Source organism: Natrinema salaciae (assembly GCF_900110865.1).
Lineage (GTDB): Archaea > Halobacteriota > Halobacteria > Halobacteriales > Natrialbaceae > Natrinema > Natrinema salaciae.
This window is the reverse complement of sequence record NZ_FOFD01000002.1, coordinates 130,114-145,667: the sequence shown is the minus strand read 5'-3', so window position 1 is coordinate 145,667 and position 15,554 is coordinate 130,114. Positions and strand designations below refer to the sequence as shown.

Genomic DNA, 15,554 nt, shown 5'->3' with positions numbered 1-15,554 from the left:
GATAATACACTCGAGGAGAGCGCCACCGGGTACCAGTCCATAATACGGGGTCGCGTATCGAAGGCACGTCCGACTGACTACAGAAGCCGAGCTAGAAAGCGGCGGTACGGAATACCGGATTTCGATAGCCGACCCTGTGTCTCGGGCGGTCTCCTCGTTTAATCGTTCGAATCCGCGTCTCGAGCCGCCGTTACGAGGTCCGCGACACGCGCTTGGGAAACGGGGTTCGTCGTGACATCGTCCGTCTTGAGTGCCGTCCCGACGATGACGCCGTCCGCACCCGCGTCGAAACAGTCGCCGACCGTGTCGCCGGTCACCCCGCTGCCGACGAACACCGGCACGGCAGGTCCGGTTCGGTCGGAAAGCGCTCCGTTCACTCGCTCGACGTCGGTGATCGCGGTTTCGACGCCCGTCCCGGGCCCAGAAACGATGACGCCGTCAGCGTTCCCGCGCTCGATCGCCTCGAGTGCCGCCCGTTCGATATCCGAGTCGCCGATCGGCGTCGCGTGTTTGACGTGCACGTCCGCGAGGATTGCAACGTCGGTCTCGAGTCGGTCTCGGAGCCGGAGCGTCTCGTGGGCGCGCCCCTCGAGCACTCCCTGATCGGTCGCGGCGGTGCCGACGTGGACGTTGACGCGGACGAATTCGGCGTCGGCGGCCGCCGCGATCGACAGCGCCGCGGCGGCGTCGTTCCGGAGGACGTTGATCCCGACCGGGACGTCGACGGCGTCGGTCAGCGCCGTCGCGATCGCCGTCAGCTCCGCGACGACGTGTGTCGGGACGTCCTCCGGGTAGAACGGCGCGTCGCCGAAGTTCTCCACGATGATCCCGTCGATCCCGCCCGCCTCGAGTCGGCGGGCGTCATCGAGCGCGCGGGATCGGACGGCGTCGCGGCCGCCCTCGAAATTCGGTGCGCCGGGGAGCGCCGGCAGGTGAACCATGCCGACGACCGGCCGGTCGACGTCGAACCGCTCGAGCGTGGCTGTCCTCGCGGTCATACCGGCGTTGGGTTCGGAACCGAAATAAGTTGTCGTGGAACGGTCCGGGAGCGCGATCGGACGAGGCGGCAATGCCCTCCCCCTCCACGGCTGTTTTGTCTCCGCCGTCGCTACATCGGTGCGATGGCCGACGTACTCTCTCCGTTGTCGTTGCGCGATCTCGAGACCGAGAACCGGATCGCCGTCTCGCCGATGTGCCAGTACTCCTGCGAGCCGGACGGGCTCGCCACCGAGTGGCACCGCGTCCACCTCGGGAGCCGGGCCGTCGGCGGTGCCGGCATCGTCATGACCGAGGCGACCGCCGTCTCCCCCGAGGGGCGGATCACACCCCACGACCTCGGAATCTGGAGCGACGAACACGCGGCCGCACTCGAGCCGATCGCCGAGTTCGTCCGCGACCAGGGCGGCGTCCCCGCGATCCAGCTCGCCCACGCGGGTCACAAGGCCAGCAAGGAACGGCCGTGGGAGGGCCACGTCCCGATTCAGCCGGACGGGACCGGTCCCAGCGGTGCGTCCGGCTGGGAGGTGCTCTCTCCATCGCCCGACGCCTATCCGCCGTTCGCCGGCGACCGCCCCGCGATGCGGAAGGCCGACGTGGACGACATCCGAGGCGTCGTCGACGCCTACCGCGCCGCAGCCGAGCGGTCGCTCGAGGCCGGCTTCGAGATCGCCGAGGTCCACGCGGCCCACGGCTACCTGCTCCACGAGTTCCTCTCGCCGGTCACGAACCGCCGCGAGGACGACTACGGCGGCAGCTTCGAGGATCGCACGCGGCTGGTCCGCGAGGTGGTCCACGCGGTCCGCGAGGTCTGGCCCGACGACCAGCCGGTGTTCGTCCGCATCTCCGGCACGGACTGGCTCGACGACCGCGAGTCGTGGGACATCGAGCAGTCGGTGCGGCTGGCCGACCACCTCGCCGATCTGGGCGTCGACCTGATCGACGTCAGTTCGGGCGGGCTCCACCCCGAGCAGGCGGTCCCCGGGGGGCCGAACTTCCAGGTGCCCCTCGCCGAGCGCGTTCGCGAGGCGGCCGACGTGGCCGTCGGTGCGGTCGGCGGCGTCACCGAACCGGAACAGGCCGACGCGCTGGTTCGGAACGGCCGCGCCGACCTCGTCCTCGTCGGTCGCGAGTTCCTCCGCGATCCGTACTTCGGGCTCCGGGCGTCCGGCGACCTCGAGCGCGATCCCGACGCGGTCGCGCGGCAGTGGCCCGTCCAGTACCGGCGCGCAGCCCAGCGGTAAGCGCCGTCCCCGCCGTCCGTCTCGACGGCGGACTCGACGCGAGCGGCGAACGCGGGTCCGAGCGACAAATCCGCCACTGCTGCCCTGCCCGGGTCGCTACGAGAGAACGCGGCCGGCTAGATCTCGTCGGAGTCGTCCAGCCAGCCGGTGACCGAAGACTGCAACGCGCCGGTCGTCGTGCCGATGTTGAGCAGCTGATAGCCGTTCCGCGCCTTCTCGTTGACGTCGTCCATTCCGAATCCCAGCCCGCCGACCGGAACGTCCGCGTCGACGGCGGCCGACCGGATCGTCTCGACGGCCTCCTCGACCTCCGGGTGGCCGAATTCGCCCGGATGGCCCAGCGAGACCGAGAGATCCAGCGGACCGATGAAGACGAACCCGAGTTCGGGTATCTCGAGGATGTCGTCGAGTTCGTCGAGCGCCGACCGGGTCTCGACGGTGACGCCGACGACGACGGACTCGTCTTCGGTGCCCACGTAGTCGTCGGTCAGTCCCCAGCGGCCCGCTCGCGGGGACGCCATGCCGCGTTGGCCGGGCTCGCCCGCGTACTCGAACCGTCCGGCCCGGACCGCCGCCTCGAGCTCCTCGGCGCTGTCGACACGCGGGAGGAACACGTTCCGAACGCCGGCGTCGAGGGCCTTCCGGACCAGCGACGGATCGGTGTCCGGGAGGCGCACCAGCAGCTCCGTGTCGGTGCCATCGACCGCTCGCAGGAGTTCTTCGAGTCGCCTCGCGTCCCGCGGGCTCGGCCCGCCGTGTTCGAGATCGATCCAGACGAAGTCGACGCCGAGCGTCGCGTAGAGTTCGACGACCGTCGGACTGTACGTGTTCTCGAGGACGCCGAGCGCGACCTCGCCGGCCTCGAGCGTCTCGCGGAGCGCGTTTCCGCGCGGCTGCTGGCTCATAGCGGTTTCGACAACACCGGCTCGTGACTAAAGCCTGGGGTCGAACGATGCCGGTCCGGTTCGAGAACCGCCGCCCCCGCGGCGGGGGACGACTGTGGGTGGTCGACTACTCCGCTCGCCACTTGATCGAACAGCCGCGGGACGGCTCCCACTCGAGATCGACGGCTTCGCCGGCCAGTACGGCGTCGATCGCGTCGCGGATGTGGACCCGACTCGGTTCGTCGTCGGGGTTGGGAGCGTCGTCGAGCCGACCGTGGTAGACCAGACGGAACTCACCGTCGTCGTCTCGCGGCGTAGCCGCTGGACTCTCCGCGGCGCGTGGCGCTGCGCTGTTCTCGAAGAGGAACGGGTCCGGCGTGCAGACCGCGCCGTAGGCACGAGCGACGTCCTGGCTCTCGTCTCGGAGGTAGGCGTCGTAGTCGACGCGTCCGTCCGCGACGAACTCCCGCATCTTCTCGAACGAATCGTCGGGGTACTCCGCGGCGTCGTTGGCGTTGATGCCGACGACCGAGACGTCGTCGTACTCGTCGGCCAGCTCGTTCAGTAGCTCGAACTTCGCCTGTGCGTACGGGCAGTGATTGCACGTGAACACGACCAACAGCGCCTCGTCGTCGCCGAAAGACGCGAGCGTGTACGTCTCGCCGTCGACGCCCTCGAGTTCGAAATCCGGTGCGACGTCGCCGGCCTCGAGTTCCGACTCGGACTCTTTGAGAACCATGTTCGAGGATTCGGCTCGTTCGGCCTTAATCGTCACGCTCGAGGCGGTCGGTCCGTTCGAATCGGAGGGCCGGCGGCGAGCGATCGCCGGCCTCTCAGGCCAGCTCCGCGACGAAGAGGAGAATCCAGGGGGCGATAATCAGTACGAGCCCGCCGACGATCAGCGCCAGCGGGAGGACCACTCCCACGTCGACCAGCAACCAGCTTCCGAGACCCAGGAGGACGGCGAGCACGCCGATCAGTCGGATGAGCCACACGAAGACCCCCTCGAGCTCCGAATCGCCGACGACGTCAGCGAGTTCGAGCAACTCGTCCATGATCGTTCGGAACCCGTCGTTCGACCCCCTTAATTCCAGCGCTCCCCGTCCCGAGACTGACTGTCGACCGATCGTGACGACTTACATATTTGTACCCCCGGCCGCATCGACAGGGTATGAAGACGCTCGAGGTCACCGACGAACAGTACGCGTTCATCCAGCACCTTCGCGAGGAGATCTCCGAATCCGTCGTTGGCAAGTACGGCTTCGTCCGCGAGCGGGACGCCGTTCAGTTCCTGATCGACAATCTGGACGAGGAGATCGAGATCGACGCCGACGAGTTCGACTCCTCGGCGACCGACGACGTCTCCGCCTCGGTGGGTGCCGCGATCGACGGCGACGCCGACCCGCACGAACTCGAGGAAGTCTCCTACGTCGAGGGCGAGCCCACGGGGACCGACGACGTTCTGGACGAGACGACCGACGACGCCGATTCCGTCCCGGACGAGGGGGAGTCCGGTGGCTCGAGCGGGGACGACGCGGCGACCGAGGCGGACGCGGCCGACGACGGCGACGAGGGTGAGGACGGGGCCGACGACACGACCGACGAGGGCGACGGCTCGGCCGACGACGACGATATGCTCGACGAGATGATGAGTCTGCTCGAGACCCACGACGACAAGTGGGGTGAATCGGACTCGGCAGACTACCGATACACCGTCGAACTCCCGGACGGCTCGACGGAACAGGTCCAGACGAAAGACGACGTGCGGGCGCTGTTGTTCAAGAACTATCGCTGACACCAGCCGGGGCAGCGCCTCTCGCCGAGCTCTCCCCCGCAGCCGACCAGCAGGGTCGCGTGAATCGCCGCGAGCGCGTCGTCCCGCGCGGTTTCACGGAACACCGCCCCGACCGTCTCGAACGGCTCCCAGAGGGCGACGGACGCGTCGCGGTCGGCCCACGCGGCCGGCGGATCGCTCTCCGCGTCGATGCATCGTGTGTCGTCTCGTCTTCCTCGCCGGCTTGTACACCCCACGGCGTAGCCGACGGACCGTCCGCTCCGAGCAACTCGCCGGCCCGCGTCCGGTATCCGTCCGTTCGGCGACGGCGGCGTCTGTCCCCTCGCGGTCGCCAGCCGAACAACGTTAGAACTTTACTCGCGCTCGCGCTTCCAAGCGGTATGAGCGAACGCGAGGTGCTCGAGTTGCTTCGTGAGAACGCGCGGTACTCCACGGCCGATATCGCGCGAATGACCGACCTCGAGGAAGACGAGGTCGAGGCGACCATCGAGGAGCTCGAGGCGGCAGGCGTCCTCCGGGGCTACCAGGCGGTCGTCGACTGGGACAAGCTGGCGGACGAGCGCGTCCGAGCCGAGGTCGAGTTGAACGTCACGCTCGACCGCGAGACGGGGTACGACGACATCGCGGAGCGCCTCGCCCGGTTCCCGCAGGTGAAAGCCCTGCGGCTTATCAGCGGCGACTACGACTTCGATATGGAAGTCGAGGGCGACTCCATCCGCGAGGTCTCGCAGTTCATCAGCGAGAAGGTCGCTCCCGTTCCCGAGATTACCCAGACGGTCACCCACTACGTGATGACCTCCTACAAGGAAAACGGGATCGAACTCGGCGACGGCGAGGGCGACGACCGCCTCTCGTTCTCACCCTGACCATGACGTTCGAACTGTCAGACCGCGTGCAGGCGGTCCCGCCGTCGGGGATTCGGCGCTTCTTCGAGATCGCCGAGGAGCGCGACGAGGTCATCTCGCTGGGCGTGGGCGAACCCGACTTCGCGACGCCGTGGGCCGCCCGCGACGCCGCGATCGCCTCGCTCGAGCAGGGGAAGACCTCCTACACCGCGAACCGTGGCAAGCGCGAACTCCGCGAGGCGATCGCCGACTACGTCGCCGACCGGTTCGATCTGGGCTACGGTCCGGACGAGGAGATCATCGTCACGGCGGGCGCGAGCGAGGCTGTCGATCTGGCGTTCCGGGCGTTCGTCGACCCCGGCGACACGGTCGCGATCGCCCAGCCGTCGTACATCTCCTACGAGCCCGGCGTGATCTTCGCCGGCGGCGAGGTGCTCCCGGTTCCGACCACGAAGGAGGACGACTTCCGGCTGACCGTCGAGGGCCTCGAGGAGGCCGGCGCGGCCGAGGCGGACGTGCTCGTCCTCTGTTACCCCAACAACCCGACGGGAGCGATCATGCCCGCGGCCGATCTCGAGCCGGTCGCGGAGTTCGCCCGCGAGCACGACCTGACGGTCTTCTCGGACGAGATCTACGCCGAGTTGACCTACGACGGCGAGCACACGTCGATCGCCAGCCTCGAGGGGATGCGCGAGCGCACCGTCGTCTTCAACGGGTTCTCGAAGGCCCACGCGATGACCGGCCTCCGGCTGGGGTACGCGCTCGGGCCGGCCGACGCCATCGGTGCGATGAACAAGATCCACCAGTACACGATGCTCTCGGCCCCGACGACGGCGCAGTACGCTGCGATCGAGGCCCTGGATTCCTGTGCGAACGACGTCCGGGAGATGGTCGACCAGTACGACCGCCGGCGGCGGTTCGTCCTCTCGCGATTCCGCGAGATCGGGATGGACGTCTTCGAGGCGAAGGGCGCGTTCTACTGCTTCCCCGAAGTTCCCGAGGGCTTCACGGCGGAGGAGTTCGCCGAGGCAGTTCTGCGCGAACAGGGCGTCGCGGTCGTTCCCGGCGACGTCTTCGGCGACGTCGGCGAGGGCCACCTGCGGGTCTCCTACGCGACCGGGCTCGAGGACCTCCGCAGAGCACTCAACCGGATCGAGGCGTTCGTCGCGGACCACGCCTGAGTCGCGTCGCGCTTTCGAACGGGCGATCGGTTTTGACCGGAACTGCACACCAGCGGTACCGATCGAACGCGACGCGTTCGCTCGGCGACGGGCGACGTTTGCAGGATCGCCCCGAATAGCGGGGACGAGTCGGTCACGTCTCTTCGCGCTGGATGAGGATCACGCCTGCGACGACGAGGACCCCACCGACGATCGTCACCGCCGTAACGGTCTCTCCCAGCACGAGCGCGCCGAGAGCGACGGTAACACCCGGTTCGGCGGTACTGATGATGCTCGCCCGGCTCGCACCGATCCTGGCGATTCCGGCGAAGAACGCGAGCACGGGAATCACCGTCGCGACGGTCGCGATCGCGAGAGTGACGCCCCAGCCGGCGGCGCTGCTCGGCATCGAGAGCGTCTCCGTGCCGAGGCCGAAGACGACGAAGCTCGCGGCCGCCGCGGGCAGGACGAACGCGGTCAGCGTCTCGGCGTCGACCGACGTGAGCGCCCGCTGGCTCACCACGATGTACAGCGAGTACGCGAACGCCGCACCGAGGACCACGACGACGCCCCGCGGGTCGACCCCCGCCGGGTCGACCCCGGTGATGAGTGCGACGCCGCCGATCGACAGCCCGAGCGCGCCCAGGAGGATCGCGGTCACCCGGTCGGGATGTCCGATCGCGACGAGACAGACGACGAACGCCGGATACGTGTAGAGAACGATCGCGACCATGCCGGCGGACATGAACTCGAGACCGACGAAGTAGAGCCCGCTCTGGGCCGCGTAGCCCCCCGCCCCGAGCGCGAACGCGATCGCCATTACCCGACGGCTGGGGAGCCGAAACCGGCCGCGGAGCCAGAGCACGGCCCAGACGACGACCGCCGCGATGGCGAACCGAAGCGCGAGCACCGTCGGGATCGAGAGCCCCTCCTCGGCGGCGATGACGCCGAAGATCCCCAGCGTGCCGAAGCCGATCGCGGAGGTGAGGACGAGGCCGATCCCGATCGTTTCGTCGTCCATAGACAGACGCTGACGGGATGGGGCAAAAAACGGTCGTCTCGAGTGCGTCCGTCTCGCGGACCGCAGTCACCGACCCGGCGCGTCGCGATCACGAACAGTTTTCCCGGTCGCCTGCGCTCTCGTTTGCATGGTCGACTACCGTCCCATCCCGGACGAACGGGACGTCTTCCACGAGTACCGCAGCTACGCGTTCATCCCGGAGGAGGGAGTGCCGGCGTACGATCCCGACGAACACGAGACGCCGCGATCGACGCTCGGTTCTCGTCGCGGCGTGTACGAAGCCGATGCGGCCGACGACGCCGACCCGCGATCCGTCTGTCGACACTACTGGCTCGGGTCCCGCGTACGCGACGACGTCCATCGGACCGCCGGGCTGGCATCGGTCGCGACGCCGCCCGAGTACCGCCGGCGCGGGTACGTCCGGCAGTTGCTCGCCCGCTCGCTCGCGGAGTATCGCGATCACGACGTCCGGTTCTCGGTGCTGTGGCCGTTCCGGTACCGGTTCTACCGGCAGTACGGCTGGGACACGTGCAACCGCATCGCTACCCACGAGTGCGAGCCGTCGGTACTTTCGTTCGCAACCGATGCCGTCGACCGAAACGCGGGTTCGTTCCGTCGACTCGAGGCCGACGAGTACGAGTCGCTCGCACCGGCCTACGAGACCCACGTCGATCGCTACTCGCTCGCGCTCGAGCGCGACGAGGACTGGTGGCGCCATCGCGTGTTCGCCGGTCACGAGCGAGATCCCTTCGTATACGCGTACGAGCGCGACGGACGGGTGCGGGGATATCTCGTCTACACGATCGACGGCGAGATGGGCGACCGGACGCTGGCCGTCACCGAACTCGTCGCCGTCGATCGCGAGGCCCGCCTGGCGCTGCTGTCGTTCTGTCACGATCACGAGTCGCAGGTCGAGCGGGTGCGTCTCCGAGCCCCCGTGGACGATCCGCTTCGGGACCTCGCTCGAGACCCCGACGAGATCGACACCGCGGTCGACGACGGCCCGATGGTTCGGCTCGTCGACGTAGCGGAGACGCTGTCCTCACTCTCGTATCCGGACCGCGACGGCGACGTCGAGATCGCCGTCGAGGACCCGCTGGTCGACTGGAACGAGGGAACGTTCGCACTCGAGGTGTCGGGTGGGAACGGTGCGTGCGAGCACCTGCACGACGCGACCGGCTCGAGTACCGCGGACGTTCGTCTCGATATCGCCGCGCTCTCGCAACTCGCGGTGGGCGCTCGCTCGGCGACCGCCCTTGAGCGGACCGGGCGCCTCGAAGCGGCGGATTCGGACGCGGTGGCGACGCTCGCGGATCTCTTTCCCGAAACCGACGTCTATCTCGGCGAGTCCTTCTGACCTCGAGTCGCGTCCGTTCGCGACGGTCGATACGGGTGACCGCACGACGTCGCCGATTACACGACGTTCGTCTCTGCGTGCGTGGCCCCGGCCTCGAACCGGTCGCTCGAGAGCGGTTCGATGTCGACGAGTGAGGTCGTTCCCTCGGTGACGAGGTCGGCGACGAGCGTCCCGGTCGCGGGTGCGTGCTGGAACCCGTGGCCGGAGAAGCCGGCTGCGGTGACGAAGCCGGGAACCGTCTCTTCGACGATCGCGGTATCGTCCGGCGTCACCGCGTAGAGCCCCGCCCAGCCGCGCTTGAGCGCCGATTCGGGACCGAAGCAGGTCGTCCACTCGGAGGCGGTCTCGAGCGCGTCGGCGGCCCAGGAGAAGTCGACCGACCGGTCGTAGGCGTCGGGTTCGGCGACCGAATCGGACGCGCCGAAATGCCCGCCGATCAGCGCGTCGCCGCCGCGGTCCGGCCGGAAGTACGAGCCGCTCTCGAGGTCGATCGTCAGGGGATGGGTCTCGGGAACCGGATCGTCGGGTTCGACGACGGCGATCTGGCGACGCTTCGGGGCGATCGGCAGCGAACGATCGGCCATCGCCGCGACCTCGCCCGCCCACGGTCCCGCGGCGTTGACGACGAACTCGGCCTCGAGGCTGCCGTCGGCGGTCTCGACACCCGTCACCCGGCCGTCGCCACGAGCGGCGGCGTCCTCCCGGAGCACGTTCACGACCGGTGTGTTCGTCCGCACGTCGACGCCCGAATTCGCCGCCGCTCGCGCGTACCCTTGCAACGCGAGGTGGGGATCGGCGAAGCCGTCCGTCGGTGAGTACGTCGCCGCTTCGAATTTCTTCGGGTCGATTCCGCGAGCGTGTTCGGCTGCCGCATCGGGGTCGAGGACCTCGCTCGGAACGCCGCGGTCGTTCTGCATGGCGACGGTCTCCGCAAACTGTGCGGCAGTGTCCTCGTTCCTGGCGAGAAAGAGATAGCCGGTCCGCCGGTAGTCGATATCGATCCCGAACCGCTCCTCGAAGGAGTCCCAGACGCGCATGCTCTCGAGCGACAGGTCGACGTTGACCGGCGTCGAGAACTGCGCGCGGATACCGCCGGCGGCCCGCTCGGTGCTGCCGTTGCCGATCGATCCCTGCTCGCAGACGACGACGTCGACGCCGCGGGTGGCGAGTTCGGACGCACTCGAGAGGCCGACGATACCGCCGCCGATAACGACTACTGTCATACAGTACCTACCGACATGCCCTGGCATAAGGATTCGTTCGAGAGCCGACCCCGGAACGTCGCGTGGCCGATATCGCCCGTTCGACGACGCCGACAGCAGCGGCGGTTCGCCGTCAGAAGCGGTCGGGCGAGAGGTGCCTCCGATGGTCGTCGCCGACGCGCCCCTCGAGCACGTCGTGAACGACGTCCGCGACGGCCGGCGCGAGCGTCACTCCCTGCCCCGACATCCCACAGGCGACGACGAACCCGTCGACGCTCGTCTCGCCGACGACGGGCCGGCCGTCAGGGGTAACGGTTCGGAGGCCGATCCACTCGTCGACGGCCGTTGCGCCCTCGAGTGCGGGGACGATGCTCGCAGCGTCGGTCGCCGTGTCGCGGAATTCGTCCGAAACGGTGCACTGGTCCGGATCGTAGCGTTGCCCCTCGGTGTATCCAGTTCGGTACTCGCCGACCCAGGCTCCGGTCCCGTCCGCCCCGCCGGTGGGGCGAACGTACCGCTTCGACTCGAGGATCGTTACCGGGCTCTCGATCGGTTCGGGTCCCTCGAGCGCGACCATCGGTCCCAGCGTGTGACCGAGCGGAAGCGAGATGCCGACCATTTCGTTCAGTTCCGGTGCCCACGGGCCGGTCGCGTTGAGCACGCAGTCCGTCTGCAGTCGACCCTCGTCGGTTTCGACGCCCGAGACGGACCCGTCCCGCGTGATCACGGCAGTCACACGCACGCCGGTTCGAACGTCGACACCGCTCCGTCGAGCACGCGCCGCGAACCAGTTCGCGACGTCGGTCGGATCGCAGACGCTGTCGTTCGGCGTGTGGAGCCCCCCGACGAACCCGTCTGGATCGACGCCGAGCCGAGCGATTTCCGTCGCCGACAGGAACGACGCCTCGACGTCGTGTTCGCGAAGAACCGCGACGGACTCCTCGAGCCGATCCGCGAACGCCGTCGTTTCGGCGACGTAGAGCGTCCCGACCCGATCCGACTCGAGCGGCCCGCGGTCGAACAGCCGCCGGTAGACGGATCGGGCACGCGTCCGGAACCGCAGGTCGAACGGCGTCGGTGCGACCGCGGTCTCCATCAGGATTCCCGCGGAGGCCGCCGTCGTTTCGCTTCCGATCCGCGAGCGCTCGAGGAGCGTCACGTCGTGATCGGTTTCGCCGAGTCGAGCCGCGACCGCCGTCCCGATGATTCCGCCGCCGACGATGACGATTTTCATGAGTCCTGGTACCACACCAATCATCAAACAACCTTCTCCCCGTCCGATCGGCGAACCGGGTGTCGAGGGGCCGACGGTACGACTGAAGTAGCCGCCGACTGATGTGCCCGTATGGTTCGCGTGCTCTCCGACGAGGACGTCGCGTCCGTACTCGACCTCGAGGCGCTCCTCCCGGTCGTCGCCGACGCGTTCGAAAAGCAACGAGCGGGCGCGGTCGAACGACCGGAGCGCCCCCACTACCCGATCGGGACGGGGATCGATCCGGACGCACCCGGTGAGCCGACCGGAACGGGCCTTTGCATGCCGGCGTACGTCCACGGCGCGGCGTACGCGGCGACGAAGCTCGTGACGGTCGTCGAGGACAATCCCGATCGCGGACTCCCGACCGTCACCGCACAGCTCGCACTCGCCGACGCCGAAACCGGCCAGCCGGTCGGCTACCTCGCGGGAACTCGGATCACCAGCGCGCGGACCGGCTGTATCGGCGGCCTCGCGGCCCGCGAACTCGCGACCGACGGGCCGATCGAACTGGCCGTGATCGGTGCCGGCACGCAGGCTCGCTGGCAAACGCGGGCCATCGCTGCCGCGGTGGGCGTCGACCGCCTCGAGTCGATCCGCGTCTACTCGCCCAGCGACTCGCGGATCGCCTGCGCCGACGACCTCGAAACGGAACTCGGCGTCCCCGCGACCGCAGTCTCGAGCCCTCGCGCCGCCGTCAGCGGGGCGACCGTCGTCGTCACGGCGACCACGAGCACGGAGCCGGTCTTCCCGGGGAACGCGCTGGCCGACGGCGCGCTCGTGATCGCCGTCGGCGCGTACACCGCCGAGATGCGCGAACTGGACGACCGGACGATCGATCGCGCGGAGCGCATCTTCGCGGACGTACCGGACGAAGCGGTCGAGACCGGTGACCTCCGCGGACATCCGACACCTGCGGTTCGGCCGTTCGGGGACGTGATACCCGGTCGTCGGGGACGGGAGTCGGCGGACGAAATCATCGTCTGTGAGAGCGTCGGGACGGCGGTACTGGACGCTGCGACAGCCGAGTTCGTCTTCGACAGGGCTCGAGAGGCCGAACTGGGGACGACGGTCCCGCTGTGAGTGAATCGATGCCGTGAAACAGCGTGGCATCCGGCCGCTCGGCCACGAGACTGAAATAGGGGTTACACAAACTATGTGCTGACTGTCTGTCGATGATGGTAACGGCTGTGAGAGGCGAGCGCCTCGAACGCGAGGGGGGGACGAATCCGGCACCGGAAAGGGGTGGCGAGTCGTGACGATGCGATCCGTTCCGATCGTCGACCGCGTGACCGACGCGTTCTTCGCCCTCGATACGGGCTTTCGGTTCACCTATCTCAACGAGCGGGCCGAAACGCTGCTCAAGCGCTCCCGCGAGGAACTGATCGGCCGGGTCATGTGGGACGAGTTCCCCCAGACGGTCGAGACGCAGTTCCCCGACGGGTTCCACCGTGCGATGGACGAACAGGTACCGGTCTCCTTCGAGATCTACCACACCCACCTCGAGACGTGGTTCGAAGCGCGCGCCTATCCCTCCGAGACCGGGCTGTCGGTGTACATGCGCGACGTCACCGAGCGGCGGGCCCAGGAGACGACGCTGGCACAACACGCCGCCGTCGTCGAGGCGGTCCGTGACGCCGTCATTACGCTCGATCGCAACCGCGAGATCGTCTCCGTCAACGGCGCGACGGAATCGGTTTTCGACACCGATCGGTCGGCGCTCCTCGGCGAGCACGTCGAAACGCTGACCGAACTGGCGGGTATCGACGGCGAACGCGCGGTCGACATCGGCCAGGCGATCACCGACGTCGACGTCGGTAACGCCGATCGCCGACAGCTCGAACTCCCGTATATCGGTCCGGACGGCGGGGATCGAATGGGCGAGTTCCGGTTCGTTCCGATCGAGGACGATGTCGCGACCGTCGCCGTCGTCGTGCGAGACGTGACCGATCAACACGAGTACGAACGCGTCGTCACGTCGCTCCACGAGATCACCCGATGGCTCCTCGAGTCCGACGATCCCGAGGAGATCTGCGCGATCTCGGTCCACGCCGGGAGCGACCTGCTCGACCTCCCGATCAGCGGCGTCTGGCTGCTCGAGGAGGAACAGGGCTATCTCGAACCCGTCGCCGGCACCGCCGGTGCACACGACGAGTTCGGCGGTCTCCCGCGATTCCATCCCAGTGAGGGGCTCGTCTGGGACGTCTTCGAGGCCGGCGAGGTCGAACGGTTCGACGACCTCGAGACCGTCGACGATCTCTACAACCCGGACACACCGCTTCGGTCGGAGATCATCGCACCCATCGGGACCCACGGTATCCTCATGACGGGAGCGCTCGATCCACACCGGTTCGACGAGACCGACGTCGATCTCATCTCGACGCTCGTCGAGAACACGCGGGCCGCCCTCGATCGGGCCGACCGAGAGCGAATCCTCCGAGACCGGACGGCCGAACTCGAGCACCAGACCGACCGGCTCGAGGCCGTCGCCGAGCTCCTCTCGACCGACCTGAAACGCCAGCTCGATGCCGTCGCCGACGCGCTCGACGACGATTCCGGTGCCGACGAGTGGGAGTTCCCGCTCGCCGAGGACACCGTCGAAACGACGCTCGACCGGGCCGAACGACTCGTCGACGACGTCCGCGAGTTCGCTCGCAACGCCTCGGCCGTCGGCACTCGCACCAGACTTCGGCTCGAGTCGGCCGTCGCGGACGCCCTCAGCGACTCGCGGCTCGACGAGGACGAGATCGTCGTCGACGCCTCGGCCGCGCTCCGTGCCGACCCCGACCGGTTCGTCCACCTCCTCGAGACGGCGTTCGACAGCGCCGTCGCACGGGCCGACGGGAGCGTGACGGTTCAGGTCGGACTGGTCGGATTCGACGACGACGGGAGCCGTGGCTTCTTCCTGCTCGACGACGGTACCGAAATCCCCCCGAACGCCCACGACCGCGTCCTCGATCCGATCGCCGACGACCACACTGCGATCGACGGGCTCGGCCTCGCGCTCGTCCGAGCGATCGCCGACGCTCACGACTGGACGTGTACCGTTACGAACGGCTACAACGGTGGCACGCGGATCGAAATACGGGACGTAACGACGCTCGAGCGGCGTCTCGAGTAGGCGAACGACCGGTCGACGAACAGATCCGCTCCGGCTCTCGAATTCGAACTGGCGGACGGTGCCCGACCCGTCGCGACCCGCCGCGCTGTCACTTCTCCAACACGGATTCGTCCGCGATATCCCGACAGAGCTGCCGGTAGCCGTCCTGCTCCAAGAGCTCCTGCATCGTATCGTTGACCTGGACGCGGAGGACGGCCAGCCGGTCTTTGAGTTCGGCGTACTCCTGACTCGACTGGCGTTCGGCCTCGGTCTTCTGGTCGTCCAGCAACGCCTTCTTCGAGGCGAGCGCGAAGAACTCCTGAAGTTGCTCGTCGTAGGTCGACCGAAGGAGGAGCTGATCGATGATCGCGACCAGTTCGTCGCTCGAGACCGGCTTGACGAGATAGTCGTCGAACCCCATCTCGATGATATCGAAGTCCGGTTCGACCGCCGTCACCATCGCGACGCGGCAGTCGAGTTCCCGTTCTCGGATCGTGTCGAGGACGGTATCGCCCGAGAGACCCGGCATCCGTCGGTCCAGGAGGACGACGTCGATGGTCTCCTCGATCGCATCGAGCGCTTCGCTGCCGTCGTAGGCCGTCTCGACGTCGCACTCGGACTCGAGCCAGGCGGCATAGAGGTTCGCGAGATCGGGCTCGTCTTCGACGATCAGGACGGACGGGGTATCGGTAGTCATC

The 15,554-nt window shown here is 68.0% G+C and carries 16 protein-coding genes; 7 read left to right on the top strand and 9 right to left on the bottom strand.

Annotated features, from left to right (window positions below):
* Positions 1–158: 158 nt before the first annotated feature.
* A complete protein-coding gene (locus BMX07_RS06040) occupies positions 159–998 on the bottom strand; it encodes a BtpA family protein (RefSeq protein WP_090615349.1) in 840 nt (279 codons plus the stop codon).
* Positions 999–1,121: 123 nt separating this feature from the next.
* Between BMX07_RS06040 and BMX07_RS06035 the strand changes: the two genes are divergently transcribed.
* Positions 1,122–2,240, top strand: coding sequence for an NADH:flavin oxidoreductase/NADH oxidase (locus BMX07_RS06035; RefSeq protein ID WP_090615346.1), 1,119 nt, complete (start codon positions 1,122–1,124; stop codon positions 2,238–2,240).
* Between the two features lie 116 nt (positions 2,241–2,356).
* Here BMX07_RS06035 and BMX07_RS06030 read toward each other — a convergent pair whose 3' ends face one another.
* The 3 genes from BMX07_RS06030 to BMX07_RS06020 form a co-directional block, all read right to left on the bottom strand.
* Positions 2,357–3,145: an HpcH/HpaI aldolase family protein gene (locus BMX07_RS06030; protein WP_090615343.1), complete on the bottom strand. Its 789-nt coding sequence runs from the start codon at positions 3,143–3,145 to the stop codon at positions 2,357–2,359.
* A gap of 106 nt (positions 3,146–3,251) precedes the next feature.
* Complete coding sequence (locus tag BMX07_RS06025) at positions 3,252–3,863, bottom strand: thioredoxin family protein (protein ID WP_090617173.1); 612 nt, start codon at positions 3,861–3,863, stop codon at positions 3,252–3,254.
* Positions 3,864–3,957: 94 nt separating this feature from the next.
* Positions 3,958–4,179: a hypothetical protein gene (locus BMX07_RS06020; RefSeq protein ID WP_090615341.1), complete on the bottom strand. Its 222-nt coding sequence runs from the start codon at positions 4,177–4,179 to the stop codon at positions 3,958–3,960.
* Positions 4,180–4,295: 116 nt separating this feature from the next.
* Here BMX07_RS06020 and BMX07_RS06015 point away from each other — a divergent pair, with 116 nt between their 5' ends.
* Positions 4,296–4,919: a hypothetical protein gene (locus BMX07_RS06015; RefSeq protein ID WP_090615337.1), complete on the top strand. Its 624-nt coding sequence runs from the start codon at positions 4,296–4,298 to the stop codon at positions 4,917–4,919.
* Here the strand turns inward: BMX07_RS06015 and BMX07_RS06010 are convergent.
* A complete protein-coding gene (locus tag BMX07_RS06010) occupies positions 4,910–5,155 on the bottom strand; it encodes a hypothetical protein (RefSeq protein ID WP_090615334.1) in 246 nt (81 codons plus the stop codon). The genes BMX07_RS06015 and BMX07_RS06010 overlap by 10 nt on opposite strands.
* 144 nt (positions 5,156–5,299) lie before the next feature.
* Between BMX07_RS06010 and BMX07_RS06005 the strand changes: the two genes are divergently transcribed.
* The gene (locus BMX07_RS06005) at positions 5,300–5,785 is read left to right on the top strand and encodes an Lrp/AsnC family transcriptional regulator (RefSeq protein ID WP_090615331.1); all 486 of its coding nucleotides are present in this window, start codon (positions 5,300–5,302) and stop codon (positions 5,783–5,785) included.
* Positions 5,786–5,787: 2 nt separating this feature from the next.
* On the top strand, positions 5,788–6,945 hold the full coding sequence (locus BMX07_RS06000) for a pyridoxal phosphate-dependent aminotransferase (RefSeq protein WP_090615327.1): 1,158 nt from the start codon (positions 5,788–5,790) through the stop codon (positions 6,943–6,945).
* Between the two features lie 133 nt (positions 6,946–7,078).
* Here BMX07_RS06000 and BMX07_RS05995 read toward each other — a convergent pair whose 3' ends face one another.
* The gene (locus BMX07_RS05995; protein ID WP_090615322.1) at positions 7,079–7,945 is read right to left on the bottom strand and encodes a DMT family transporter; all 867 of its coding nucleotides are present in this window, start codon (positions 7,943–7,945) and stop codon (positions 7,079–7,081) included.
* Between the two features lie 127 nt (positions 7,946–8,072).
* On the opposite strand from BMX07_RS05995, the gene BMX07_RS05990 reads away from it, so the two are divergent.
* A complete protein-coding gene (locus tag BMX07_RS05990) occupies positions 8,073–9,302 on the top strand; it encodes a GNAT family N-acetyltransferase (RefSeq protein WP_090615318.1) in 1,230 nt (409 codons plus the stop codon).
* A gap of 56 nt (positions 9,303–9,358) precedes the next feature.
* Here the strand turns inward: BMX07_RS05990 and BMX07_RS05985 are convergent, their stop codons facing one another.
* A complete protein-coding gene (locus BMX07_RS05985) occupies positions 9,359–10,525 on the bottom strand; it encodes an NAD(P)/FAD-dependent oxidoreductase (protein WP_090615314.1) in 1,167 nt (388 codons plus the stop codon).
* A gap of 112 nt (positions 10,526–10,637) precedes the next feature.
* Positions 10,638–11,738, bottom strand: coding sequence for an NAD(P)/FAD-dependent oxidoreductase (locus BMX07_RS05980; RefSeq protein WP_090617171.1), 1,101 nt, complete (start codon positions 11,736–11,738; stop codon positions 10,638–10,640).
* A 111-nt stretch (positions 11,739–11,849) separates the two neighbouring features.
* Here BMX07_RS05980 and BMX07_RS05975 point away from each other — a divergent pair, with 111 nt between their 5' ends.
* A complete protein-coding gene (locus BMX07_RS05975; protein WP_090615311.1) occupies positions 11,850–12,839 on the top strand; it encodes an ornithine cyclodeaminase family protein in 990 nt (329 codons plus the stop codon).
* Positions 12,840–13,017: 178 nt separating this feature from the next.
* Entirely contained in the window at positions 13,018–14,877 is a 1,860-nt protein-coding gene (locus tag BMX07_RS05970; protein WP_090615306.1) for a PAS domain-containing protein, read from the top strand.
* A gap of 88 nt (positions 14,878–14,965) precedes the next feature.
* Here BMX07_RS05970 and BMX07_RS05965 read toward each other — a convergent pair whose 3' ends face one another.
* Positions 14,966–15,553: a response regulator gene (locus BMX07_RS05965; RefSeq protein WP_090615303.1), complete on the bottom strand. Its 588-nt coding sequence runs from the start codon at positions 15,551–15,553 to the stop codon at positions 14,966–14,968.
* Position 15,554 lies beyond the last annotated feature (1 nt).